Source organism: Chromobacterium sp. Panama, assembly GCF_003052555.1.
Classification (GTDB): domain Bacteria; phylum Pseudomonadota; class Gammaproteobacteria; order Burkholderiales; family Chromobacteriaceae; genus Chromobacterium.
Map to the genome: position 1 here is coordinate 4,253,038 of NZ_QARX01000001.1, position 25,472 is coordinate 4,278,509.

Annotated in this window: 18 protein-coding genes; 9 read left to right on the forward strand and 9 right to left on the reverse strand. The window is 64.3% G+C overall.

The features are described from left to right. The first annotated feature begins 8 nt into the window (after positions 1-8). The 8 genes from DB032_RS19230 to DB032_RS19265 are packed head-to-tail and all read left to right on the forward strand — an operon-like array spanning position 9 to position 7,459. The gene (locus tag DB032_RS19230; protein ID WP_107800880.1) at positions 9-1,382 is read left to right on the forward strand and encodes a diaminobutyrate--2-oxoglutarate transaminase family protein; all 1,374 of its coding nucleotides are present in this window, start codon (positions 9-11) and stop codon (positions 1,380-1,382) included. Between the two features lie 16 nt (positions 1,383-1,398). Continuing rightward, positions 1,399-2,715, forward strand: a complete 1,317-nt coding sequence (locus DB032_RS19235; RefSeq protein ID WP_107800881.1) for a lysine N(6)-hydroxylase/L-ornithine N(5)-oxygenase family protein — start codon at positions 1,399-1,401, stop codon at positions 2,713-2,715. After that, entirely contained in the window at positions 2,696-3,997 is a 1,302-nt protein-coding gene (locus DB032_RS19240) for an FAD-binding oxidoreductase (RefSeq protein ID WP_107800882.1), read from the forward strand. Before DB032_RS19235 ends, DB032_RS19240 begins: the two co-directional genes overlap by 20 nt. Beyond that, on the forward strand, positions 3,994-4,626 hold the full coding sequence (locus DB032_RS19245; RefSeq protein ID WP_146176734.1) for an FMN-binding negative transcriptional regulator: 633 nt from the start codon (positions 3,994-3,996) through the stop codon (positions 4,624-4,626). Before DB032_RS19240 ends, DB032_RS19245 begins: the two co-directional genes overlap by 4 nt. Beyond that, entirely contained in the window at positions 4,619-5,695 is a 1,077-nt protein-coding gene (zapE, locus tag DB032_RS19250) for a cell division protein ZapE (RefSeq protein WP_158274365.1), read from the forward strand. Before DB032_RS19245 ends, zapE begins: the two co-directional genes overlap by 8 nt. Beyond that, entirely contained in the window at positions 5,686-6,075 is a 390-nt protein-coding gene (locus tag DB032_RS19255; protein ID WP_107800885.1) for a tautomerase family protein, read from the forward strand. The genes zapE and DB032_RS19255 overlap by 10 nt, the downstream gene beginning before the upstream one ends. A gap of 2 nt (positions 6,076-6,077) precedes the next feature. Further along, complete coding sequence (locus DB032_RS19260; protein ID WP_107800886.1) at positions 6,078-6,581, forward strand: flavin reductase family protein; 504 nt, start codon at positions 6,078-6,080, stop codon at positions 6,579-6,581. Continuing rightward, a complete protein-coding gene (locus DB032_RS19265) occupies positions 6,578-7,459 on the forward strand; it encodes an oxaloacetate decarboxylase (protein ID WP_107800887.1) in 882 nt (293 codons plus the stop codon). Before DB032_RS19260 ends, DB032_RS19265 begins: the two co-directional genes overlap by 4 nt. A gap of 44 nt (positions 7,460-7,503) precedes the next feature. On the opposite strand, the gene DB032_RS19270 is transcribed toward DB032_RS19265, so the two are convergent. Then, complete coding sequence (locus DB032_RS19270) at positions 7,504-8,187, reverse strand: response regulator transcription factor (RefSeq protein WP_107800888.1); 684 nt, start codon at positions 8,185-8,187, stop codon at positions 7,504-7,506. Between the two features lie 479 nt (positions 8,188-8,666). Between DB032_RS19270 and DB032_RS19275 the strand changes: the two genes are divergently transcribed. Beyond that, on the forward strand, positions 8,667-11,129 hold the full coding sequence (locus DB032_RS19275) for an ATP-binding protein (RefSeq protein WP_107800889.1): 2,463 nt from the start codon (positions 8,667-8,669) through the stop codon (positions 11,127-11,129). Between the two features lie 137 nt (positions 11,130-11,266). Here the strand turns inward: DB032_RS19275 and DB032_RS19280 are convergent, their stop codons facing one another. The 8 genes from DB032_RS19280 to DB032_RS23890 form a co-directional block, all read right to left on the reverse strand. Continuing rightward, a complete protein-coding gene (locus tag DB032_RS19280; protein ID WP_146176735.1) occupies positions 11,267-11,929 on the reverse strand; it encodes a hypothetical protein in 663 nt (220 codons plus the stop codon). Between the two features lie 60 nt (positions 11,930-11,989). Next, the gene (locus tag DB032_RS19285) at positions 11,990-16,699 is read right to left on the reverse strand and encodes a hypothetical protein (RefSeq protein WP_146176736.1); all 4,710 of its coding nucleotides are present in this window, start codon (positions 16,697-16,699) and stop codon (positions 11,990-11,992) included. A gap of 54 nt (positions 16,700-16,753) precedes the next feature. Continuing rightward, the gene (locus DB032_RS19290; RefSeq protein WP_107800892.1) at positions 16,754-19,240 is read right to left on the reverse strand and encodes a CS1-pili formation C-terminal domain-containing protein; all 2,487 of its coding nucleotides are present in this window, start codon (positions 19,238-19,240) and stop codon (positions 16,754-16,756) included. Between the two features lie 61 nt (positions 19,241-19,301). Continuing rightward, positions 19,302-19,997 carry a fimbria/pilus periplasmic chaperone gene (locus tag DB032_RS19295; protein WP_107800893.1) on the reverse strand — a complete coding sequence of 232 codons (696 nt, stop codon included), beginning with the start codon at positions 19,995-19,997 and terminating at the stop codon, positions 19,302-19,304. 63 nt (positions 19,998-20,060) lie between these two features. Then, the gene (locus DB032_RS19300; RefSeq protein ID WP_107800894.1) at positions 20,061-20,696 is read right to left on the reverse strand and encodes a hypothetical protein; all 636 of its coding nucleotides are present in this window, start codon (positions 20,694-20,696) and stop codon (positions 20,061-20,063) included. A 326-nt stretch (positions 20,697-21,022) separates the two neighbouring features. Continuing rightward, on the reverse strand, positions 21,023-21,547 hold the full coding sequence (locus DB032_RS19305; RefSeq protein WP_107800895.1) for a hypothetical protein: 525 nt from the start codon (positions 21,545-21,547) through the stop codon (positions 21,023-21,025). 355 nt (positions 21,548-21,902) lie between these two features. Further along, a complete protein-coding gene (locus tag DB032_RS19310; RefSeq protein ID WP_107800896.1) occupies positions 21,903-22,499 on the reverse strand; it encodes an HD family hydrolase in 597 nt (198 codons plus the stop codon). A gap of 2,330 nt (positions 22,500-24,829) precedes the next feature. Further along, the gene (locus tag DB032_RS23890; RefSeq protein WP_146176737.1) at positions 24,830-25,450 is read right to left on the reverse strand and encodes a DUF6037 family protein; all 621 of its coding nucleotides are present in this window, start codon (positions 25,448-25,450) and stop codon (positions 24,830-24,832) included. Positions 25,451-25,472: the final 22 nt, after the last annotated feature.

A 25,472-nucleotide genomic window follows, 5' to 3' on the forward strand; every position in this document is an offset into this window, starting at 1 on the left:
AGCAAACGATGGACGCCTTTGAACCCCGCCGCCTGCAACTGGCCGAGCGCGAATCCAACGCCCGCACCTACGCGCGCGGCATAGACCGCGTAATCAGCCGCGGCGAACTGGCCCGAGTCTACGACAGCGAGGGCCGCGAATACCTGGACTGCCTGGCCTGCGCCGGCGCGCTGCCGCTGGGCCACAACCACCCCTTCGTCCAACAGCGGGTGGCCGATTTTCTGCAATCCGGCCAGCTGCAGCAGGCGCTGGACATCGCCACCCCGGCCAAGCTCGCCTTCGTGGAACAGCTGTACCAGGCCCTGCCGGCCGCCTTCGCCGAACACGCCAAAGTGCAGTTCTGCGGCCCGTCCGGCTCCGACGCGGTGGAAGCCGCGCTCAAATTGTTCAAGACCGCCACCGGCCGTCGCCCGGTGCTGGCCTTCCAGGGCGCCTACCACGGCATGACCATGGGCGCGCTGGGCATGATGGGCAATCTGGGGCCGAAACAGGCGGTCAGCGGCTACCCGGCGGAAATCCAGTTCCTGCCGTTTCCCTACGCCTACCGCAGCCCCTTCGGCGCCGACGCCGCCGACACCGAACGTCTGTCGCTGGCCTATCTGGAAAACCTGCTGTCCGACCCGGAAAGCGGCGTAGGCAAGCCGGCCATGCTGCTGGTGGAACCCATCCAGGGCGAAGGCGGCTGCATTCCGGCCAGCGCGGAATGGCTGCGCGGCCTGCGCGAGATCACCGCGCGCCACGACGTGCCGCTGGTAATGGACGAGGTGCAGACCGGCTTCGGCCGCAGCGGCGACATGTTCGCCCATGAATGGGCCGGCATCGTGCCGGACGCCGTCATCCTGTCCAAGGCGGTGGGCGGCGGCTACCCGCTGGCCCTGGTGGCCTACCACCGGAAATACGACCGCTGGGCGCCCGGCGCTCACGCCGGCACCTTCCGCGGCAACCAGATCGCCCTGGTCAGCGGCGCGGCCACGCTGGAATACCTGCGCCGGCCCGGCGTGCTGGAGCAGGTGCGGGAAGTGGGCCAGCTGCTGCGCCGGCGCTTGCAGGCGCTGCAAACGCGCTTCTCCTGCATCGGCGAGGTGCGCGGCCGCGGCCTGATGCTGGGCGTGGAACTGATAGACCCCAACGGCGCGCCGGACGCGCTGGGCCACCCGCCGGCCAACGGCCTGCTGGCCAAGGCGCTGAAACGCGCCTGTCTGGAACACGGCCTGATCCTGGAGAGCGGCGGCCGCCACGGCGCGGTGATGCGGCTGCTGCCGCCGCTGATCATCAGCGCCGACGACGCGGAGGACATCGTCCGCCGTTTTGAAACCGCGCTGGCCAGCCTGTGGCCCGCCGCCCCGGCCGCCGCGCACGCCCCGGCCGCAATGGCATTCTGAACCCTGGAGCGACAGCATGACGCACACCGTACACGACATCATCGGCATCGGCTTCGGCCCCGCCAATATCGCGCTGGCCATCGCGCTGGAAGAACTGGCGCCGCAGCTGTCCGTGCGCTTCCTCGAGCGGCGGCCCTCCGCCGCCTGGCAGCCCGGCATGCTGCTGGAAGGCTCGGACATCCAGAACCACCCGCTGCGCGACCTGGTCACCCCGCGCAACCCGCGCAGCCGCTACACCTTCACCAACTTCCTGCACGAGCACAACCGGCTCTACGAGCACCTGAACCTGCCGCTGCACTACCCGCTGCGGCTGGAGTACGCGCAATACGTCAGCTGGGCCGCCGGCTGCTTCCAGCACCTGGTGGAATACCAGCGCGAAGTCATCGACATCCTGCCGGTCAGCGACAGCGACGGCGCGCTCAGCCATTACCGCGTGCTCTGCGCCGACGGCCGCGAATACCTGGCGCTCAGCGTGGTGCTGGCGCCGGGCCGCACCCCCAACATCCCGGAACCGTTCCAGCGCGCGCCGGACCCGCGCGTGGTCCACCTCAACCACTACCTGCCGGCGCTGGAACGGCTCAAGGCCAAGGGCGGCGGCCGGGTGGCGGTGATAGGCGGCAGCCAGAGCGCGGTGGAAATCCTGCTGCACGCCAGCGCCGAGCCGGCGCTGACGCGGGTAGTCGGCGTCACCCGCAACTTCGGCTACCGTCAGAAAGACACCAGCCCCTTCTCCGACGAGGTGTATTTCCCCGCCTTCGTCGACGCCTTCTTCGCCGCCAGCCCAGAACACAAGACCCGGCTGCGCCAGGAACTGGTGTTCACCAATTATTCGGCCGCCGACATCGACGTGCTCAACCAGCTCTACGTCAAGCAATACGCCAACCGGCTGCAGGACAAGGACAGCCTGGCCCTGCTCACCTGCATGGACACCGAGGCCTGCGAACCCGGCGCCGACGGCGTCACCCTGCGGCTGCGCCACTTCCTGGGCGGAGAAATCGTCAGCGAAACCGTGGACCTGGTGATCTTGGCCACCGGCTTCCTGGACCTGGGGCGCGGCCCCAAGCGCGAACCCTGGCCGCGCGTATTGGAAACGCTGGCGCCGCAGCTGTGCGCCGAGCGCGACACCGTGGACATCGCGCTGGACTACCGCGTGCGCCTGCAGGGCGAGGCCGACCGCGGCGCGCCGCTCTACCTGAACGGCCTGTGCGAATCCTCGCACGGCATGGGCGACGCCGGCTCCTTCAGCCTGCTGGCGCTGCGCTCGCAGGCCATCGTGCAATCGCTGACGGCGCGGCTGGAACAAGGATCGCGGCATGACGGCGCCCGCGCTTGAGGCCTTGCTGAGCGCCGCCAGCGGCTGGCAGGCGCGCGCGCCGCGGCTGCTGGCGGCCAAGGCCGACGCGCTGCCGGTCAGTTGCGAACTGGCGGTGATAGGCGCCGGCCTCACCGGGCTGTCGGCGGCGCTGGCCGCCGCCGAGGCCGGCTGCTCGGTGGTGGTGCTGGAGGCCGACGCCGTCGGCGGCGGCGCCACCGGCCGCAACTCCGGCTTCGTGGTGCCGGTGCCCGCGCGCTGCGGCCCGCCGGAACTGCGCGCCTGGCTGGGGCCGCAGGCCGACGGCTATCTGGCCGGCCTGAGCGAGGCCGCGGCCGAACTGCTGGCGCTGCCCGAAGCCAGCCCGGTGCGCAAAGGCTGGATGCAATTGTTCGCCGCCCCCGGCTCCGCGCCGGCCGCCGCCCTGGCCTGGCGCAGGCTGGGCGTGCGCGCCCGCGCGCTGGACGCCGAGCAGGCTCGGGCGCTGAGCGCCGCCGCCGGCTACCACGGCGGCCTGCTGTTCGAAGACGGCGGCCAGATCGACCCGCTGGCGCTGGCGCGCGGCCTGGCCGAACGCTGCCGCCGGCGCGGCGTGGTGCTGCTGGAGCGCTGCCCGGCCAAGCTGGTGGAAGCCAGCCCGCGCGACGGCATGCACGTGATCCGCACCCCGCGCGGCAGCCTGCGCGCCGGCCGCGTGCTGATGGCGGGCAACGCCTACAGCCGCGACGGCGTCGCCGAAGTCGCCCGCCACAGCGTGCCGCTGACGCTGGCGCTCGGACAGTTCGAACTGAGCCCGGAACAACAGGCGCGGGTGCTGCCCGCCGACATCCCCTTCTCCGACAACCGCCGCGACATGTGGTTTTTCCGCAAAATGCCGGAAGGCCAATTGCTGACCGGCCTGTTCGCGCTGCGCGCCGACGCCGAAGCGGAGCAATACGCCGCCGCCTTGCGCCAGCGCGTCCGCGCCGTCTTCGGGCTGGAGCTCGACGCCGCGCCGCGGCTATGGGCCGGTCAGGTCGGCCTCACCCCGTCCGGCCTGCCCAGCCTGCGCCGCGTCGGCGACGGCGTCCTGGCCTGGACCGGCTGCAACGGCCGCGGCCTGGCGCTGTCCTTCATGCTGGGCCGAACCCTGGCGCGCCAGCTGATAGGCGCCGGCCCGGCCCTCTTGCCCTTCAACTCGCGACCGCTGCGCGGCCGCGCGCTGCTAAAGTGGATGGCCGAAACGGCCATCGCCCACGACCGCCGCCGGCGCGCCCGGCTCGCGCAGATCGAAGCGCCTACGCAAAAGGACACCCTCCAGTGAGTTCATGCGCCTTCCATTACCAGGAATACTGCTGTAGCCGCCCCGAGCTGATAGACCGGATGATCGCCCGCTACCCGCTGGCGCTGATCAGCAGCGAACACCAGGGCCGGCTGTACGCCAGCCACATCCCGCTGTTCCGCGTCGCGGACCGCAGCCTGTTCGGCCACGTCGACCGCCGCAACCCCCAATTCCAGGGCCGCGGCCGCTTTCCCGCGCATCTGGTGTTCATGGGCCCGCAAAGCTATATCCCGCCGGAAGCCTACCGCAGCCGGCTGCTGCCCACCTGGAACTACGTCGCCGTGCATATGGACGTCGAAATCGAAGTGCTGGACGACCTGGAATCCGCCCGCCGCGCGCTGAGCGACACCTGCGAGCGGCTGCAGCCGCCGCAAGCGCCGTTCCAGTACGAGGCCGCCGATCCCCGGGTGATCGCCAACGCGCCGCACATCCTCGGCCTGCGCGTCCATGTGCTGCGCGAGGAAGGCCGCTTCAAGCTATCGCAGGATAAAAAACCGGAAGACCAGCAGGCGGCGCTGGACCATCTGCTGCGCCGCGACGAAGCCGGCGAGCGCGCGCTGCTCGACGCCTTGCTGCGCTTCGCCGAAACCGCGGAGCCGGCGCATGGCTGAACCCTCCGCCCTGAGCCGGCGCTTCATCGATCAGGGCGTCGTGCTGGACCCCGGCCAGCGCCGCGCCGCCGACGCGCTGGACGCGCTGCGCGTCCAGGCGCGGCCCGGCCCCGCCTGGCCGTTGCGCCGGCCGTCGCCGCAAACCGGCGCCTATCTATGGGGCGAGCCCGGCCGCGGCAAGACCATGCTGATGGACGGCCTGTTCGCCTTGTCCGCCGAGCCGGCGCAGCGCATTCATTACCACCAGTTCCTGCGCGATCTGCACCGCGGCCTGGCCCAGGCCGGCGGCGAACAAGCCAACTACCTGCCGGCGCTGGCGCGGCGCGTGGCCGCGCAAAGCCGTTTGTTCTGCCTGGACGAATTCCATCTGCACGACATCGCCGACGCCATCCTGATGGAGCGTTTTCTGACCGTTCTGCTGGAAGAGCGGGTGCGGGTGATCCTGACCTCCAACTACGCGCCGGAACAACTGCTGCCGGACCCGCAGCTGCACCGTTACGCGCTGCGGGTGATCGCGCTGATCCAGCGCCATATGCAAGTGCTGCACCTGGACGGCGAGCGCGACTACCGCTACCGCGAAGCCGCCGCCGGCGAACACTATCTGCACCCCTGCGGCGCGGACACGGAACAACACCTGCGCCGGCTGCTGCAAGAACAGGGCCGGACCGTCGGCCCCGCCGCCGCCGTCTCCCTGTCCGGCCGGCCGCTGCCCGCGCGGGCGCATAGCCCGGACTGCGTCTGGTTCGATTTCGAAACCCTCTGTCTGGGCCCGCGCTCGCATCTGGATTACCTGGAAATGTCGGAACGCTGGCACACCGTGGTCGTCTCCGACATCGTCCAGGCGCAGCTGAACAAGGCGGACGGCCTGCGCCGCTTCATCTGGCTGGTGGACGTGCTCTACGACCGCCGCCAGCGCCTGCTGCTGATCTCGGAACGCCCGATCGAAATCATGTTGCGCGAAATCACGCTGTCGGCGGACACCCACCGCACGCTGAGCCGGCTCGCCGAAATGCAATCCGCCTCCTTCGCCGCCGCCACCGCCATCGAAATGAGCCCCCTATGCCAATAGTCAGAATCGAAGACGCCGCCGCGCGCACGCCGGCCCAGCGCCAAGCCATCGTCCACTGCGTCTACGACGCGCTGCGCGCCGTGTTCGGCGTCAGCGACGAAGAGCTGCAAGCGCGCTATCAGCGCTACGCGCCGGAAGACCTGCTGCCGCCGGGCGGCGATCCGGACTACCTGCACATCGAAATCACCGTCTTCGCCGGCCGCAAGCCGGAAACCAAGAAAAAGCTCTACGCCAGGCTGGCCGCGGATCTGGCCGCGCTGCTGAACATCGCGCCCGCCTCGGTGCTGATCCTGCTGCGCGAAGAAGCCGCCGACAACTGGGGCATGCGCGGCGGCCAGGCCGCCAGCGAAATCGATTTCGGCTACGCCATCGCCGTCTGACGATGGGCCAAGACCAGCAGGCCCTGCGCCAAACCCTGGGCAGCTTCGCCACCGGCGTCGCCGTCGCCTCCGTCCTGGACCCCGAGCGCGGCCCGCTGGGGCTGACCATCAACGCCTTCAGCGCGCTGTCCCTGGAGCCGCCGCTGATCCTGTGGTGTCTGCGCCGGCAATCGCGCGCCGCCGCCAGCTTTCTCTCCGCCGATCGCTTCGGCATCCAGGTGCTGAGCCGGCAACAACTGGACCTGTGCCGACTGTTCGCCGGCCCCGATCTCGACGAGCGCAAGCGCGCCCAGTTCACGCTGCGGCGCCACGGCGCGCCGCTGATCGACGGCGCCGCCGCCTGGCTGGCCTGCCGCCGCAAAAGCCATTACGAAGAAGGCGACCACCTGATCTTCATCGGCGAGGTGCTGGAAACCCATCACGACCCCGCGCGCCAGCCGCTGGTCTACTGGCGCGGCCGCTACCATCAAACCCATCCCCTAGCCCCTCTGGAACCGCAAACATGACGCAAAACAGCAAACACGTCCTGCGCAGCCTGATAGCAAGCCGCTCCGGCCTGCTGGTGCCCGGCGCCTACAACGCCCTCAGCGCGCGCCTCGTCGAAGACCTCGGCTTCGGCGCCCTCTATCTGACCGGCGCCGGACTGACCAATATGCAGCTGGGTCTGCCCGATCTGGGCTTCGTCGGCCTGAAGGAAGTGGCGGACCAGACCGCCGCCATCCGCGACGCGGTGTCCATCCCCATCATCGTCGACGCCGACACCGGCTTCGGCAACGCGCTCAACGTGCGCCGCACCGTGCGCGTGCTGGAACGCGCCGGCGCCGACGCCATCCAGCTGGAAGACCAGGTCCTGCCCAAGAAATGCGGCCATTTCGCCGGCCAGAGCCTGATCAGCGCCGCCGAAATGTGCGGCAAGCTTCAGGCGGCGGCGGACGCGCGCCAGGATGAGAACCTGCTGATCATCGCCCGCACCGACGCCTGCGCGGTGGACGGCATAGACGCCGCCATCGAACGCGCCAGCCGCTACGCCGAGGCCGGCGCCGACGTGCTGTTCATCGAAGCGGTGCGCGAGCTGGACGACATCCGCCGGCTGCCGGCGCTGTTCGACCGCCCCTTGCTGATGAATATCGTCATCGGCGGCAAGACCCCGGCGCTCAGCGCCGCCGATCTGAAAGAATTGGGCTACGGTCTGGTGCTGTACGCCAACGCCGCGCTGCAAGGCGCGGTGCTCGGCATGCAGCGGGCGCTGGGCGCGCTGTCCCGCGACGGCATTCTGCAAGAAGACCCGCAACTGGTGGCCCCGTTCGCCGAACGTCAGCGCCTGGTCAACAAGCCGCTCTACGACGAACTGGACGCGCGCTACGGCGCGGCCGGGCGGGAGTGAGCGCGGCCGGGCCGCGACGAAGGGCGGGCGCCCAGCCCGCCCGTCTATTGGATTTCGTCCTTGATGAAATACAGCTCGTGGTCCGACTTCAGACCCAGCTTCTTGATCGCGGCCTGTTTCTGGCCGCTGATGGTCTTGATGCTCTTGGAAAACTTGTCCGCGATTTCGCTGACCGTCATGCCTTCCAGAAAACAGCGCAGCACCTCCAGCTCCCGCGGCGACAAGGCGGACAGGCGGACCACCCGGTCCATCGCGTCCGGCGCATGCGTGGAACTGTCGGCGGGCACGCTGTCCGCCTGCTGGGCCTGCGCCAATTCCAGCGCCATTTCCGCGGTCAGATACACGCGCCCGGACGCCGCCACCCGGACCGCCCGCACCAGTTCGTCCAGGTCCTGCTGTTTGCCGACGAAGCCGCGCGCGCCGGCCCTCAAAGCCAGGGACACCGTGGCCGTGTTGTAATAAGAGGACATGATCAGGATCACCACCTCGGGAAAACGCGCGCGGATGGCGCGGATCAGGTTCAAACCGTCCATGTCCTGAGGCTGCAGCGCGTAATCCAGCACCAGCACGTCCGGCCGCTCATGATTCAAGGCCGCCAGAAAAGAGCGGCTGTCGCCGAAGCTGCCCGCCAAGACGATATCGCCCTCCTGCGACAATCTAAAGCCCAAGCCCTGTCTGACCACCTCGTGGTCGTCCAATAACATCACTTTGATTTTTCTTTTCTTCATTCCTCCTCCATGGCGATAAAAATCACTTCAGCATCAATTCAAACTCCCGCTCTTTGAAAAGCACGTCCCAATATAGCATGCGCCGTCAGCGCGCCGCAGCCGGCCCCTCTCTCTTTCAAAACCCGCCGCAATATTTCAAGCGCCAACTTTGACCCATGATAAAACAAGGCAAAACAATAAGACGCCGGACACCAATATCATGCAATAAAATCAAGCAAAATAAATATTTCTCAAAAGATTAAAATACAAAAACATACTCTGCGCGCGCAAACGCGCTTGCGCGCCGGATTGATAAAAAATGCTAAATGCCCGGACAAATCGGCGTCAACAAGACCATTCTCAAAGCCGGGCGTTCGCTAAGCGCTTATTTCCCAGGTAAAATAAGCCGCATGCAATTAACCGCCTTCCAGAACGCCGCATCGCCAAAACGGCCGGACCGACTATAATGCCCAAGAAAACACAGCAAAGACGGCGGCCGCATGGCAAACAATACAGCTAAGCAATCTATTCTCCCCTTTGCCGCCCCGCCCCTGCGCCCGCTCCTTAATACCGCGTTTCACGCCCTGCTCTGGTCCGCGCTGTTTATTATCTGGCTGGGCGCGTCCAGCGCGGCCAGTCAGGCGGAGCCGCCGTCCTATACCGCGGAAGAAATCGCCTGGATCAAACAGCACCCCACCATCTACTATTCCATCGATCCCTACTGGCCGCTGGAATATATTGAAAACGGCAGCCACAAGGGGCTGAGCTGCGCCTACCTGAAAGCCATTGCCCAAAAGAGCGGCCTGCGGTTTCAATTAGTCGCCGCGGCGAACACCCAGGACATGATAGGCAAGTTGAAAAGCGGGCAGATCTATCTGGCCACCATGGGCGCGACGCAGCTGATTCCCAAGGAATATGGCATACCGCTGCTGAATAGCCAGCCTTACGCCTCCACCGCCACCATCATCATCACCAAGGCCGGCGCCGAAGGCTTGTTCAACCCGTCCCAACTGGAACGCAAGGCCGTCGCGGTCAAGGGCGGGGGCGGTTATGAGCAGTATCTGCGCGCGCACTACCCTTATCTGCAACTGGTGCTGATCAACGACCCGGTGGCGGCCTTGAAGGCCGTCGCCGACGGCAAGGTGTTCGCCGCCATCGGCGCGGAAATCGTGTTCCGCCCGGTGTTGCAGGGACGCTTCCCCAAAACCCTGCAAATCTCCGGCACCATGCCGGAAATGTTCACCGGCCTGAACATCAAGGTGGCGCAGCAATATCCGGAGCTGCGCTCCATCATCGACAAGTCCCTGCTCCAGCTCAGCCCGTCCGAGACCGACGAGATTTTTGACGATTGGGTCGCCGACATCGACTTCGGCAAACCGTCCATGCATCAGATCAGCCGCTACTACCTGCCGGAAATCCTGCTGGTGATCTGCGTGCTGTCGGTGATGGTCTTCCTGTTCACGCAGGCCCGCTGGGCCAAACGCCGGGCGGTGGCCAGCGAGGAGGCGAAGTCGAAATTCATCGCCATGATGAGCCACGAAATCAGAACGCCGATGAATGCGATACTCGCCGCCATCGAACTCCTGCAGCAAACCCGGCAAAGCAAGCAGCAGCAGGAGCTCGCCGCGCTGGCCGGCTCCTCCGCCCTCAATCTGCTGGAGCTGCTGGACGATGTGCTGGACACCGCCAAGCTGGAAGCGCGGCATCTGGCGCTGGAAACACTGCCCACCGATCTGCTGGAACTGGCCAGAGGGATCAGCGACAGCCAGCGCCTGAGCGCCAGCCGCAAAGGACTGGAACTGACCCTGGCCGCGGACGGGCTGGAAAACCGCCTGTTGATCCTGGACCCGTTGCGCATGCGTCAGATCATGACCAATCTGCTGTCCAACGCCATCAAATTCACCGATCGCGGCGAGGTGGCGCTCTTGATGCAATTCAATCTGCAAAGCGCCAAATCCGGGAAGCTTCTGGTCACGGTGCGCGACACCGGCGTCGGCATCGCCAAGGCGCAACAGGAAAAACTCTTCCGCGCCTACAGCCAGGCGGAACGCTCCACCAGCCGCCGCTACGGCGGCAGCGGCCTGGGCCTGAGCATCTGCAAGCAATTGATCGAGCTGATGGGCGGCAGCATTCTGCTGGAGAGCGCCGAGGGCAAGGGCACCGCCGTCAGCTTTGTCCTGCATGTCGATGTCGCCGAACCCTCCGCCGCCGACGCGCAGGCCCCCGTCTCCGGACCCGCGCCCGACGCCCTGCCGCCGCAGCGCCTGCTGGTGGTGGAAGACATGGAGGTGAATCAGCAGGCCATCCGCCGGCAGCTCGCGCAGCTGGGCTGCGACGCCGTCATCGCGGAAGACGGCCAGACCGCCTTGCGGCTGCTGCGGCAAGGCGAAGCCTTCGCGATGATCCTGATGGACTGCAATCTGCCCGGCATCGACGGCTACGAAACCGCCAGGCGCATCCGCCAGTTGGAGGCGGAACGGAATCTGACCTTCACCCCTGTCATCGCCATCTCCGCGATCACCGATCTGGCGCACAAGAACCGCTGCATCGCCAGCGGCATGGACGGCATGCTGTCCAAGCCGCTCAGCCTGCGGGATATCGAGGACATATTGCGTTTGTGGTTGACGACGGAAGGCGCCGCGCCGCCGCCGCTCGCCCTGCCCGCCTCGGCGCTGGACCTGGCCCGGCTGTACAGCCGCAGCGCGCGGCAGGACCTGCTCCAGTTCCGGCAAGCCGCCGCCGACCAGCTGCCGGACATCATGCTCCACCATGTGCACCGGCTCAAAGGCGGCGCGCTGACGGTGGGCGCGGAGCCCCTGGCGCGGCTGGCCGCCCGGATGGAGCACGCGCTGCGGACGGAAGGCGAGCGCCCGGAGGAGGAAGCGCTGCTGGCCTGGCATCGGGAGTTCGAGCAGGCCCTGGCGCAATGGCGGCGGCAAGAAGCGCCCGAGGACGACGCCTAAAGCCGTTCAAAGCCTCGCAAGCAAGGACGAGACAAGGCCTTGCGGCGGAAGAAGCGGAATGGCCGGACGGCGCATGGGCGTTTCGAAGCGGTTTTCAACGCCGTATCGCCGACGCGCGGCAGATCGTAAACAGGCTCTTAACCCTGCTCGCCCGCGCACTGATCCACCACCACCCGGATCTCGTCGCCCAGGCCCACCCGCACCAGCGAGCGCCCCGTCAGCGGCGCCAATCGCGCCGCGCTGCCGGGCGCCTGTATCTTGGTGCTGCCGGTTTTGCCGCCGCAGGCCTCGTCCTGCAGCAGCCAGAAGGCCGCGTTGCCGGTATTGCGCAAAACCCCGTGATCCAGATGGAAGTCCAGATAGGCCGCGCGCGGCCGGACAATCAACACGCTCCCCAGCGCCAGCGGATAATCCGCCCAAGCCCCGGCCCGGCGCGCGCCCTGCGCGCCGGCCGCCGCGTCCTCCACCACTTGCAAACGATAGTAGCGCTCCCGCCCCTCCATCGCCGCGCCGCGGTAACGCAGCTTGATCGCGCCGCTGGCGCCGGCCTTCAAGCTCAAACGCGCCGGCGCCGCGTCCACCGTGGCCGGTTCGGCGTCCTCGCCCGCGCCGGCCTCCAGGCCGGCCAAGGGCCGCAGAACGATGCGGTAGCTGTGCGGCTGCCGGGAATCGTTTTTCAACTCCACCCGCATCTCGCTCCGGTCGGCGTCCAACTCGATCACCGGGGCCATCTGCAAGGACCAGGCCGACATCGCCGGCAAGGCGCACAGCAGCGCCGGCAAGGCCTTTCGCATATTCATGAACATCTTCGTTTCCTTCCGCCGACGCGCGGGCCGAGACGGCCGCGCGCATCCGCCTGCTTATTGGGCGAGCTCCAGGCTCATGTCCACCCGCACCGCGCCCGAGCCCAGCGCGCGGCCATACCACGGCGCGCCCTCGGTGGTCAGCAGCGACACCGGATCGTCCAGCTGGAACCACAGGCTGAACGGCAGCTTTCGTTTCTCCAGCCCTTGGGCGGGATCGCTGCCCTCGTCCAGCCAGGCGCCGGCGCTCAAATCGTGGCTTACCGTACCGGAACAATTGTCCGGCTCGCGCCGGCCGCCGCCGTCGGCGTCGAAGGTGAGCCAGGCCGGGAACAGCACCCCTTGCCGCGCATCGCTTTGCAGCGCGAAACGGCACATGCCCTCCCGCTGGCTCGCGCCGTGCTTGCCGTCCAGCGACAAGCTCGCCTTGACCGCGCCCAGGCCGCGCTGACTCAGGTAGCGCCGCGTCGCGCCGCGCTCCGGCCCGCCCGCCGGCGGCAGATTGGCCATTTGCGCGCGGATCAGGTAATCCAGCCGAATCCGGCCGTCCGGCGCGCCCACCCAGCCGCTGCCGCGATTCGAACCCTCGCTGGCCGGCAATACCGAAACACTGGGCTTGGGCTGATAAATCCGCCCGATGGCGTATTTGGCGGCGGACGGTTCCGCCTCCGGCTTGTCTTCGCTCAAGGCCGCGCCCAGCTCAAGCGCGCGCGTGTTGCGGACGCCATCGTCAAAGCTTCGCGTCGGCACCTCCACCACCATGCTCTCGCTGCCCTGCGGCAGAGTCACTGCGCCCCAATCGCCGGTGTTCAGCGCGGCGGCCAGCACCTTGTCCCCGTCCTTCACCGTCACCCGGCCGCCCTCGTAGCCATCGTCCACGGCCTGGCCGTCCTGGGGCCGGGTCCGCAGCCACAAAGTCAGCGCCTGGGCCGCCGGCGCGTTCAAGCGCAGCCGGTAACGCAGCGGCGCGCCGGCCGCCACATCGCCGCTGGACACCAACGACTCCACCGCCCAGTTCGGCACAATGTAGAAATCCTTGTCCAAGGTCTTGTCCTCCTGCAGGCTGACCGCGATATGGTAGGCGTCGCGGCGGCCGCTGACCGATTTGGCCTTGATGCCCAGCCGAAGCATCCCCTTATTGCCCTTGGCGGGCTTGAAAGTGAATACGCAATCCTTGCCGCATTGCGGCTTGATCTCGGTCTCGTCGAAATGGAGCGTGGGGATGTCCAGCCCCCAGGGCACGCCCTTGCCCGCCACGGTAACGGTCAGATTGCGCTCTCCAAGGGAGACCCCGTCGGTGAAGATCCGGTATTCCAAATCCTCCCCAACCCAGCCCTCGGCCGGCCCCTCGATCGAGGCCAGACTCAGGTCTTCCTTAACGGCCTTCACCGAGGGATAGGACCAGCCGGAATAGTTGTACTCGCAAGACAGTCTAACAAGGCCTGGTGTTGCCCTATCCTGGGTGTGCAAGGAGAACTTCACCGGGAACGGATGTTGGCTGGGCAAAACTTCCAGTGTTTGACGGCCCTTCAAGGGCAAGTCGCCGATACGATCTCCATTCTTATCCTTGAGCTCGACAAAGTCGGGATCGCCAAACAAATCCTTGGCGGTGCCCAGATCGCACTCCAGCTTGTGGTCATTCGTCCACGCGCCAGGCCCCTTGGCGATATCGATGGCGAACTCGACGTTGGTCCCCACAGCGGTGTTGACCCTATCCGGGCTGACGCTAACGTTATTGATTCTCGCCGCGGGCTGCTCAAACCAGCGGAACCATGGCGGTTGAGCGACTCCCCGGCCGTTGAAGATCACCCCGACCTCCTTGGTCCCGGAACCCTTATCGATTGTGCACTCCTTCTTTTCATTCTTTTCAAAGCAGGCATGCTTAAAGTCGAAACTCAGCGCCTCGGTGCCTACCGGCAGTTTCAGCGTCTCGAGCAGTGAAATGTCTTTCTCGCCGAGAATCGCCGGCGAAAACGTCACATGCGCTTTTTTCTCCAATACCGAGTCGCTGACGCCGGCAAACCGGATCTCGTTCGGCCCGCCCGCCACCACCGACTCATTCAGCATCAGAGTGATGGAAGCCGGCACCGTTTTCATCATGCCCTCATGACTGGAGCCGAAGACGAAATCCACCTCGCCGCCCGCCGCCTCTGGCTTGGGCGCGTCTAGCGGCAAGACCAGAACATCGTCGCGCTCCCCGGAATAAAACACGGCCTCCATCCCCTGCGCCTGGCGGCCGCGCCCGGCCGGGGGCAGAAACAGCTCCACCGCCTTGGCGCCGGCGAACTCCGCCGCTTCCACGCTCTCGCCCAGCCGGCGCCAAGGCTGCGTCCCCACCCGGAAACGCGCCTTGGCCGAGATCTGCGGGCCGCGGACGCTGAAGCGGACGCCGCCGCCGCTCTGCGCCTGGGACTCGCCCGCGACCGAGCGCAGCGCGCAGACCCGTCCCGCCATCCCGTCCACCGTCTCCGGACGGCAAGCGGCCTGCGGCGGGCCCAGGCGCAACATCGCGCTTTTTTCCGCCTGCGCCCGCACCGTCACCGGCTGGCCGCCGCGCTCCGCCTCCAGCGTCAGCAACTGGCGGCCGCCCAGGGGCAGACGCAGCCATTCCGCAAAAGCGCGCTCATTGAACACCGGATGGATTTGCCCCGGCTGCCGCATGGCGCGGCCGACGCTGACCCGCCCTTGGCGGTCGGAGAAACCGGCGATCAAGGCCGCGGGCAGCGCCTGTCTGGCTTGCAGCTCGCCGCTTCGCCCGCTGGCCGTCTCCGCCTCCACATACCAGGTGGCGGCGCGCTGGCCCGCCCGCGGTCGTCGCGCGCCGTACAGGCTTTGCCCCGGCTCGGCTTGCAAGGTGGTGATGTAGTGTTGCTGGCTGGGTTCGTCCTCTATCGTCAGCAGCTTGAGCGCGCCGGCCTTGGCCTGCGGCGCCGGCAGATAGCCGTCCCTCAAGCTCAGCGCGAAGCGGTCCCCCTGGTGCTGGCGGCCGCTGGAATAGAAATAGGCCTCCACCAGCGAGGACAGCGCCTGCCCGCCCGCCGGCGCCGACGGCCCGCGCAGCAAGCCGGACGCAGCCGGCAGGAACAGCTCCAGCTCACGGGCGCCGCTCAATTCGGCAACGGCCGCGCTCTCGCCCAGCCGGCGCCACTCCCGGCCCGCGCGGAAGCGCCCTCCGGGCAAGGGGCGCTTGGCGCGGATCAAGAGGCGGATGTCGCCGCCCCCGCGGCTCTCCGCCGCCAGCCGCCGCAACACGCAGCGCTGGCCGGCCACGCCGTCCACCGTGTCCGGCCGGCAAGCCGGCCCCTCCGGCGCGGCCAGGGTCAGCCTGGCCTGCTGGCTGGCGTTCAATTGGTAGCTGACCGCCTCCCCGCCGCTGCGCAAGCCCTCCACCGTCAAGCGCTGTTGCCCGCCCAAGGGCTGGTGCAGCAGCGCGGCGAACGCGGCCTCGCTGAACACCGGATTGAGATAGGGCGCGGCGGCGCTGAGGCCGCCCCGCACCTGGCCCTGAGCGTCGGCAAAACCGGCGAAACCGCCGGCGGGGCTGGCGCGGCCCAGCTGCTGCAGCGCGAACAAGGGCGGTCTCGCGCCGGCCTCCAGATACCAGGCGGCGGCACGGCTGCCGTCTTGCGGATGGCGCTCGCCGTAAATGGCCTGGTCCCGGCTGCCGCTGACCGTGGTCACGTACTGACGGCCGCTGGACTGATCGTCGATCAACAACAGACCCAGCCGCGAATAGCGCCGCTGGACCGGCGGCTTGCCCCCGCCCATGGCGGGCAATTGCAGATTGAAGCGGTCGCCGCGGAACAAGCGCGAGCGCGAGTAAAAACCGGCCTCCACCAAGCTATCCAGCCGGATCTTGGGATGGGCGGTCATAAAGGCTTGCAACTGCTCCGCCGGCGGCGGCACAAAGAAGACCTCCACCGCCCTGGCGCGGGCGAAGGCGGCGATGGGCACGCTGTCGTTGATATGCCGCCATTCCCCGCCCACCCGGAAACGGGCCTTGGGCGTTGCCAGCATCTTGGCGCGCACCGTGAACATCAGATCGCCGCCGCTGCCGGCATTGCTTTGGCCGGCAATGGTCCGCAACACGCACAGCTTGCCGGCGACGCCGTCCACCGTTTCATTGCGGCAGCTATTGGCCGGCGCGGGATTGAGGATCAGATGGGCGCGTTTGCTGAGCTGGGTCACAAAGCGGCGTTCGCCGCCGCCGGCCAGGGTTTCCACGAAGGACAGCTCGCGCGACGCGCCCGGCGCCGCTTTGGCGATGGTGTCGAAAGCCAGTTCGCTCAACACCGGGTTGACCTGGCGGCCCTGCGCCGGCCTGAAGCCGTCGCCGCTCAGGCCCATGGCCGCGCCATGCGCGTCCGCCATGCCGCGGAAAGCCTGCAGCGGCTGCAACTGGCGGATCTCCCGCACCTGGGCGTCCGGCTGATGGGTATACCAGATGGCCACTTTCTTGGCGCCGCCGCGCGGCGTGCGCGCGCCGAAAACGGCCTGGGCCTGGCTGCCGGGCAGGATGCCGCCGCTGCTGCCCAGGGTGCTCAGATACTGAGTGCCGGCCAGCCGGTCTTCAATCAGGATCAAGTCCTGCTGGCTGCGCCACTCCTGCCGGCCCAAGGGTTCCGGCGGCTTGGCCGGCGCCGGAAGGGGCCGCACCGGGAGAAATCCCGCGCCGGGCGCGGCCTGCGAAACGCCGGCCGGCGTCGTTTGCGCCAGCCCCGCGCCGAGGCCGGCCATGAAGATCAGAGTTGAGATCCAGTATTTCATTTCAGTCCGTCTGTCCTGCTGGGATGGGGTGATGAGGGGATTGCGCACGCCGGCTCAGCCTTCGTCTTCGCGCAAGGGCGCGTAAATCCGGTCCGCGTCCCGGCCATAGACGATCTTGCCCAGCCAGGCCGTGGCGCCGGCGTCCTTCAAATCCAGATTGACCCGGAAGCGTTCCGCCGCGCCGGGTTCGACGCTGACCTCCGGATAACGCTGATCCACGTCGATGGCGAAGTTGCCCTGCTCGTCGGTCCGGGCCTGGCCGATATGGTTGCGCACCATGACATGCCGCAGCGGCGCGCCGTCGACGCCGGTCAGCTGACCGAACACCGTCACCATCCGTTTGATCTTGGGCGTCACCCGCACCACATTGCCCGGGTACAGCGTGTACTCATGGTCGGTGTCGGACACCTCGTAGCTGGCCTGCCCGCTTTCCGCGTCGCGCACATAGAAGTGATAAGTGTTGTAGGCCGGCGCCGCGATCCAATTGCGCCCCTGGCGCAAACTGTGGCTTTGCTCGTTCAGCACCGCCTCCAGCACGCCGTCCGGCGCTCCCGGCACATCGACGACGATGCCGGCCTCGTCCTGCCCGCCGCCGGCGGCGACCGCGCCGCCGCCCCAGGCCAGGCCGCCCTGCATATTGACGCTGGCGCTGCGGCTGTCCCGCTCCGCGTCCACCGACACATTGCCCTGGCCGTAGCGGCCGTTGAAGCCGACGTAAGCGCCGAAGCTGGAAGACTGGCCGCCTGCGCCTTCGCGGCTGATGCTGGCATTGGCGCCCACATCGTCGATCACGCTGTTTTCAAACGACTTGCTGGCCGACAGGTCCAGCGTGTCGCCGCCGTCTCGATGCGACATGCCCACGCTGAAATTGCCGTCCATGGCCAGGTTGAAAGTCAGCATCGCGTAATACTGCTGATCCACCGAGCCGCCGTTGAGATTGCGGCTGCTGCCGAGCTGCAACTGAGCGCCGCCCCATTTGCCGTTGTACATCTGCCGCGAATAATCGGCGCGCATATAGCGATAGCCGCTGCTCCGGTCCCGGTCGTAACTGAGGTTGATCGACCCGGCGTCCACGCCCCAGCCGTGCAAATTGAAATTGGCGCCCAGCGAATCGTAATCCCGGGCGTAGAAATTCAGACGCCGGCCCTTCGCGCCGCGCTCCCCGGTCAGCCACAGGCTGCCGATGCCGCGAGGCAGCGCCAGATTGAGCGTGCCCACCCGGCGCCGGGCGCCGTCGCTGGCCAACAGGTTTTGCACGCTGGCGCGCAGCGCGCTGGACAGCTGCCAAGAGGCGAAACCTTCCTGCACCGTGGTCTTGTCGTTTTGATACAGGGTCAGATTCCAGTCCACCTCATGCCACAGCGCCCCCACCGACACACCGAACAAGGGCCGGTAAGCCCCGCCCTCGTCCTCCGGCGCGCCCTGATCGCCGTAGCGGGCCATCGCCTCTCCGGCGCCGCCCCACAGCTGCCAGTTCAAGCCGTCGCGCAGGCTGGAGCCGCCCACCGGCTTGTTGATCCGGTACACGCGGCGGCTTTGCACCTGGCCGGCCACCAGTATCTCCACCTCCACGTCGTAGACGCCGGCCTGCAAGGCCGAGGTGTCCAGCCGGTGATTGCCCATGCCCAGCCTTTGCGTGCTCAACAAGCGGCCTTCGCGCTTGACGCGCACCTCCCCGGTGGCCGGCAGATAGACATCGATGGGATTCAAGGACTGGCCGGGGTCCAGCTTCAGAGTCTGGCTGACGTTGCCGTAGGAGAACCCGTACATCCGGCTGCCGTTCAAGGTGGACACATTGCCCAGGCTTTGCAGGTTCCAGCCGTCCACCATGCCCAGCGCCAGCCGTTTGCCGTCGATATCGCGCTCATACATGACGCGGTCCAGCGTTACGGACTGATCCGCCGCCGAATCGTCCAGATAGGCGGAGCCCATCACATTGACGTGGTCCACGCCCAAGGACGTGGTGTCGTCGAAAGTGAGATAGCCGGAAGAATGGCCGCGTCCCTGATTGCGCGAGCTATAGCCGTTGAACGCGTACTTGAGCACGCTGGACAGCCCGCCCGAGGACGGCGCCTGCAACACGGACTCCCGCAGATGCGCATCGTCGGCGGCGAAACCGGCCGGCTCCAGAAACAGATCCACCCGCATCGCCATCATGTCCAGCTGCAAGCGCTCGGCGTCGCCCAGACTCAAGGCCCCGCCCGGCGAAAACGTCCGCCCCGTCGCCTGCCGCAAAGCCTGGACCGCGGACGGGCTCAACACGCTCTTGTTGTTGGCCAGCAGCGGTTTGACCTTGTCCAGCCGCATCGAACCGTCGGCCTGCAGCCTCACCGTCAGCGTGGCCGACACCACGCCCTCGTCCGAGGCTTGCCGCGCCGAACGCGCCACCAGCGGCATGGACACGCCTTCGCGCAGCAGGTCCTTGATCTCCGCCGACAAGGCAAGCTTGTTTAACTGCACTTGCTGCGCCAAAGGCCGCCGCTCGGCATCCGCCGCCGCCAGCGCCGTCTCCGCCAACAGCAGCGCACTTAAAAAAGCCATCCCGTTTTTAAGAACGATATCCCGCGCACGCTTCATCTCGCCTCACCCACCGTCGTCGCCGTCATGCGTCGTCAAGCGGCGCATCTTTCTCCGCGTCCAAGAATTTTCCATCCCGCTGCAACATCACTTTGTCCTGGCCCTGGCTGCTGTCTATCGTCTTGAAATTCACCGCGTAGCCCGGCCCAATCCAATAGCGCTCCTTGCAGACCTCGCCCAGCCGCTTTTGCTTGCACGGCCCGTAGGCAATCGCCTGAAACGACACATTGCCCCGGTTTTCCAGATGGCCGCGCCGATAGGCGTAGTCAAAACGCGGCTGCTTGGGCAGCACCAGCAGATTGGTCCTGATGCCGGTCAAAAACTCGACATCGCCGCTTTTCTCGGAATCCGCGCCCTCGTCCGCCAAGCCCAGCAAGGCGTTCTTCCAGGTCACCTTGTAATAGCGCTCCCTGTCGTCCTTGGGGCCGCTGTAGATGAAGCGGACCGCCTGATCCTGCCCCGCCGCCAGCAACACCCGCGCCGGCGTGAATTGCAGGCTGGCGCCGTCCGTATTCAGCTCGCGCGCGCCCTCGTACGGAGAGTCCACCTGCGTCACGCTCACCGACAGCAAAGACGCCTGCTGCTCGGTGTTTCTGGCGTGGATCGTGACCGCCTCTTTATTGGACGGCATCGCCGCCGTCATATCGGAAACCTGAATCGCCCCGGCCCATGCCGGCAGCAGCAAACAGGCCAAAGCGTGAAATCTGAAGCACCCTGGCATAAGCTGAAACTCCTCAAAATAAAAAGGGAGCTAGGCTCCCTTTTTTGGCGCTACCCTTTGAAATCAGCGAACGGAGAATTGCGTATTCTCTTCTTCGGTTTTGACTGTTTTCTGCCAGGACGCGTCCAGGATCAAATCGAATTTGCCCACATATTGGCCATCGCTCAATTTAGACGCTTCGGTCACCATGACGCCGCTGGAATCCTTGCCGCCGGCAAACTCCGCTTTCAGCTGAGAAGTGCCTTTATTCTCTCCGGCGATGGAAGCCACTTTCGCGAATTCGCCAAACCCGGACAGACCGTCCAGATCCTTCGGTTCGGCCGACAGTTTCACCTGCTTGCCGGCATGGTCCGTCACGCTGAGGTCAAAATCCATTTCCCCGATGGACGCGGTATGGCTCAGCTGATGCTGGACCGAGGAGGCTTTCACCTTATAGCCGCTGATGGTGTATTCATCCGAATTCAGCATGCGGATATCGAAATCCAGGTTTTTGGATTCAATGGTTTTGGAAATCGGGCTGTACACGAAATGCACATTCGGCTTTTTAGCCGTGATTTCGATAGCGTGCGAGCTATCCTTATCCGCGGTCACATCCCATTCGGCGGAAGCGCGAGTGGAACCAGGAATGGGGTCGGCGGCATGGGCGCCGACGCTGAATACCGCAGCCAGCAATGCAGGCAGCACGACTTTATTCATCATTTCGCTTTCAATAGAGGTCTATAAAATAAAACCTGCAAATACGGCCTTAAGCTGTACTTGGCACGTCATTATCGAAAAGCCGACGATCAAACTCTATAAGAGCACTCTCAAAACACCCGGCGGACGAGAACGCGCGGATGCCATCCGCCCCTCTCGACTCAGAGCGAATGGACCCGCTGGCGCGCAAAACAAGGGGAAAAGCACGAAGAAAACCGGATGAAAGCGGAATGAAGATGGGATGAAAACGGAATGCGGAAGCGGGATAAAAGCCTGTCCAAGAGGGCACTCACAGCCAGTCCCGCAGGGCCGGCTGCGCCCTCCCCGGCTTAGCGCCTCTTCTTCCGCCCCAGCTTGCGCGGCAAGGCGTCCAACTCGTCCAGGCTCAGGTAGAGCTGCTGCACCGCCGCCACATGCCGCGGCAGATCAATCTGCGCCACACCCAGGCTCAACAACATCTCCAGATAATTGAAGAAGCTCTTGCACATGCTGCGGCGGTGGCTGTGGTCGCGGAAATCCATATCGCAAGCGATGCGGAACAACAGCCCGCGCGCGGCGTGCTGGCGGTTGAGTTTCAGCAGCTGCGCCAGATGGGCGGCGTATTGACGGCCCAAGGCGCTGGCCTCGAACGCATTCTCCGCCTCGGCCGGCTGCCAGTAATGCGGATAAGTGCGGCCTTTGACGCGACGGACAAAGGGCAGACTGAGGTCCTTGGCTTCGCTGCCGACAAAACGGTAACGCGAGCGCGGCCCTAGCGGCGGGAGTGGGGATGCGACGTCCTGACGGATGTCTTGAGTTTCAGCAGGGGACGAAGAGAGATCGATGCCAAGCACCGGACGGACAAGCTTTACCATTTGCAACCTCCTGAGCAGAAGGGCCATGCCGCAAAGCGGCAGGGCGGGCACATGACAAGAGTTGGTCTACCGGTGAATGCTTGCATAAGCCGGTGCGCCCATAAGGACGCCACTTGCCACGGCCCGCCCGAATAGGCAAAGCAATGGCAACGGATACGCCGTGGAAACAGCGCATCCGCAACAAGCATTCATAATCGGGAGACCAATCCCGAGCGCCGCGATTGCTGCGGCACGGGGGCTATTGTTGGGGAGGAGCGGGAGAGCGTCAAGCCGGCGGCACCCGGCAGCACAAGAAAGCCGCGCCTGGCGCGCCGCGCGCGGCGGAGGCAAGCCATCGCTTGGGCTAGGAATAGCGTTAAATCGGCTGTTCAGGCTGCTTCGCAAAATGCCGGCGCACCCACTGCTCGCACAACAGCCAAAGCTGCGGCGCGCCTTTTTGGATCACCGGGCCATAACGGGACAACACCTGCTCCAGCGAAACATCGTTCTGCGTCCAGGTCCCGCCGCCGGTAAAGACATTGATCAGCAAAGGCTGGAAACGATCCAAAGCCTTGGCGAAACAGGCGTCGGCGCTTTCCGCGCGCTCAAACTCGCGCCACAGCGCCAGCAGCTCAGCGCCCTGCTCCGCCGGCAGCAAGCCAAACAAACGCTCCGCCGCCCTCGCCTCCGCTTCCGCCTGCGCCCCAGGCACGGCCTGGCCGTGGATAGGGAAATCGCCGGCATCCACCTCCACCACATCGTGCAGCAGCAGCATCTTGATCACCCGCTCGGTGTTGACCGGACCGCTGGCGTAATCGCCCAGCAACAAGGCGTACATCGCCAGATGCCAGGAATGCTCGGCCGAGTTCTCCCGGCGGCTCTGGTCCAGCAACGGCGATTGCCGCAGCACCGACTTCAAGCGGTCTATCTCTCTCAGAAAATTCAGTTGCCGTTCCAAGGCCGATACTTGCATCGCTTATCCCGCATTCAGATCTGTTTCGCCACGGAGGAGGATTATAGCTGTGGTCCTCGTCTGACTCCTGTGTCGCCTATGCAATTATTGCTTAGCTCAACAATCTTGGATAACAGGTTGCCTGCCTAGAAACATTCCATTCCAATTGCACCTCAGTAGGTCCGCTCGGAATAGTGCCTGTGCAAGGCGTGTTGCTAGTTTGCCAAGACAGCGTTTGATGGTCTAAAAACCGGCGTACCTACATTCGACCCAACGAATGTCTACAATGACCGACGACATACCTCTGCTCCTGAAGGGAAGGCAGCAAGCCAACTTTCGCAGCCATAAGCCACTCACCGTGGCATCGGCAGCGATCAACTTTTAAGCTGCCTTATCTTCATACCCAGCTAGTACGGGGCAAACTAAACCGCCGTTCGCTCGTTGCGAACACTCATAATAGAAATGAGCCTCACTAGGGAGGCTCATCATAGCAGAGGCATAGCCCCCTAATTTTAGTTAGGGACGCATCTCTCTAATCGTTAGACATCAATAGTATGCGTCCAATGCGACACCCCGCTTCTCGACAGATAATCGACAAGATTTCGGTCTCCATAGAACTGGACTCTACCATTCACTTGATAGGCCAAAGCAGACTGGTCCACCTTGAGCCCTGCGTTCCTAGCGGCGATAGTCAGCTGGTATAGTAGGGTATTGTTGTCGCCGCTCGTAGATTTTGCATCAAATACGGCGAAATCGATCCATCCGCCAGATGTCGATCTCTCTCTCAAATGTGCAAGACTGACTTTCATTTACCTTTCCCCTTTGCTTGGGCAAGCGCGCTGCCAGCCGCAGACTTGGAGGCCGCACTAGTTCTGCCATCCCGAAGTACTTGAGAGGCGGCTGTTGCTGCAGAGGCCGAGGTCTGCTTACGAGGAGCCTTCGTTTGAGAAAGAGCGCTTCCAGCCGCAGTGCGGGAGTTATTACCTGTAGAAGTACTTTGCAGGGTTTTAGATGCTGCAGTGGCAGCTTTGTTGCCGGTCGTTTTGGTATTGCTCATGGGCAGAGCCCTCATCCAAGAATTACATCGTAGAGATGTGCCATCCTTCGCTACACCTTGCGAGAAAGCCTTAACCAGAGGTACGCTACAGGTCCCAACCAAAGCGTTCTGAAAGACTCGTCCCAAGGGCGCCCGAGGAACCACCAGAGGCCGACGTTAAGTCGGCCTTTGGTTTTGCACTTTGTCACACAGAAACAACACAACATATTGATTTAATTCCTGTGATCAATACAAATCCTAGCGCCTAGATACCCAGTTCGCAAGAAAGGCCAACATAGTTACCCACAATCTCCATACAATAGTGCCAAATATGGCCTATCTTGTGGATAAATGACTCCGGAACAAGAAAATCAGTACCTTAGGTTTGCCTCGCATGTCGAGTTACGTGTTTATCTCGCATCCAAGATTCGGCGAGCGCGGACACTTCGTAAAGAGTCCCAAGTAGCATTTGCCACAAGAGCTGGGATAGCTTTAAGAACCTATAAAAGACTAGAAACACATGGTCTCGGACATCTTGATACCTTTTTGAAGGCTCTGATTGCTCTAGATCGTGGCCAATATCTTCATCTCTTGTTTACACCCGACAATCCATTGCCAAAAGTTCAGTCTCTCCAAGACAAGCTGGAGTCGATTCGTCAGCGGCAAGGGTGAGGCCTGTTTTCAAATATTGAACAGGTATTACGGCTTACGTACCGGTCTGCTGATGGCTTCTTGTATCTCTTAACTGGATGCCCCAAGTCCAGTGAACGACAAGTTAAGGCTACTTTCCGGAACATGACGGGCAAGGCCTCGTGGAGTATGAAGTTCTGCTTTGACCGACGAGACCCCCTTAGCCCCTTACCCTTGCACACCATCAAACCAATCAATCTCAAACGAAAAGAGGCCCTTCCGGGCCTCTTCGTTTCACTCAACTAACAACAAGCAGATCAAGTCATCATCGTGACTGCCTTTATTCTTTCTGATCACTAGTGTAGGCGGTAAATAGAAGCGTTGGCGCCCAAAGCCTCAAAGCACTAACATACTGAAATTAAATACAATTTTTCACAAAACCAACGCTTCATACTTGTGAAAGAACCCCACCTTTCAGGCTTTTTCGCTCTTGGGAAATAAAAGCGTTGGTTTTGGCGTCTGCTGGCGCAAGGAAATCAGCCCCCGAGGTCACTAAGTTGGCATATCTTGATTGGCCACAGCACCGATGAAGAAAGAGAACCTGGGGCGGACTATCTGTTAACTACTGCACTCGTCAAACCGCACTCAAGGTACCACCTGGAGACTGGACAGCCCGCCTGCCTCACTAATCCTGCGGTCTCCAATTTGCATGCGTCGGTGTGGGACTCCAGCAAGAGGACATACGGACCCGGATGCTATAGGCCAATGCGGCCGAGCCCAGAAGCGCAGCTGTCTTTTTACGATTCTCGGGTGAGACGCTGCCAGGCGACCCGTCAGCTTTGCTCCGAGGTGTGGTCCAATGACTCCAGTATGGCTTCTCCCGCTCCTCCGTTATGTCTGGCCGGCCTGCAATGATTTCATCTGGGCTTGGGATATTGTCTTGCGTCGCCTTTGTTGGTGTATTGGCATCAAGCTCAGCAAGAAAATCATTCGGCTGCAACTTGTTTCCAGACAGCCCCCCATTGGTAGAAAGCAATTTTGCTAGTCGACCATACATGTCGCCAAAGTAACCGGCAATTTTATAGTCGTCTGTAACTTCAAACAGAAAGAACTCGGACTGGGGCTGTTCTGCTGTGCCTCTTGAGGTTAACGACAGCATATAAGGCGTCTCGCCTGTCGAGAAGATACACTCAAACGTCACCACGCCTTGCCGGCTTCGAAAGCGCTGGTGCTCAACAGCTTCTCCATGGGCATTCAATGTGTTGAGCATGCTCTCATGCAGAGCCTTAAGGTTTTTCATGAACATGGCCATCCCCTTTTACAAAGTG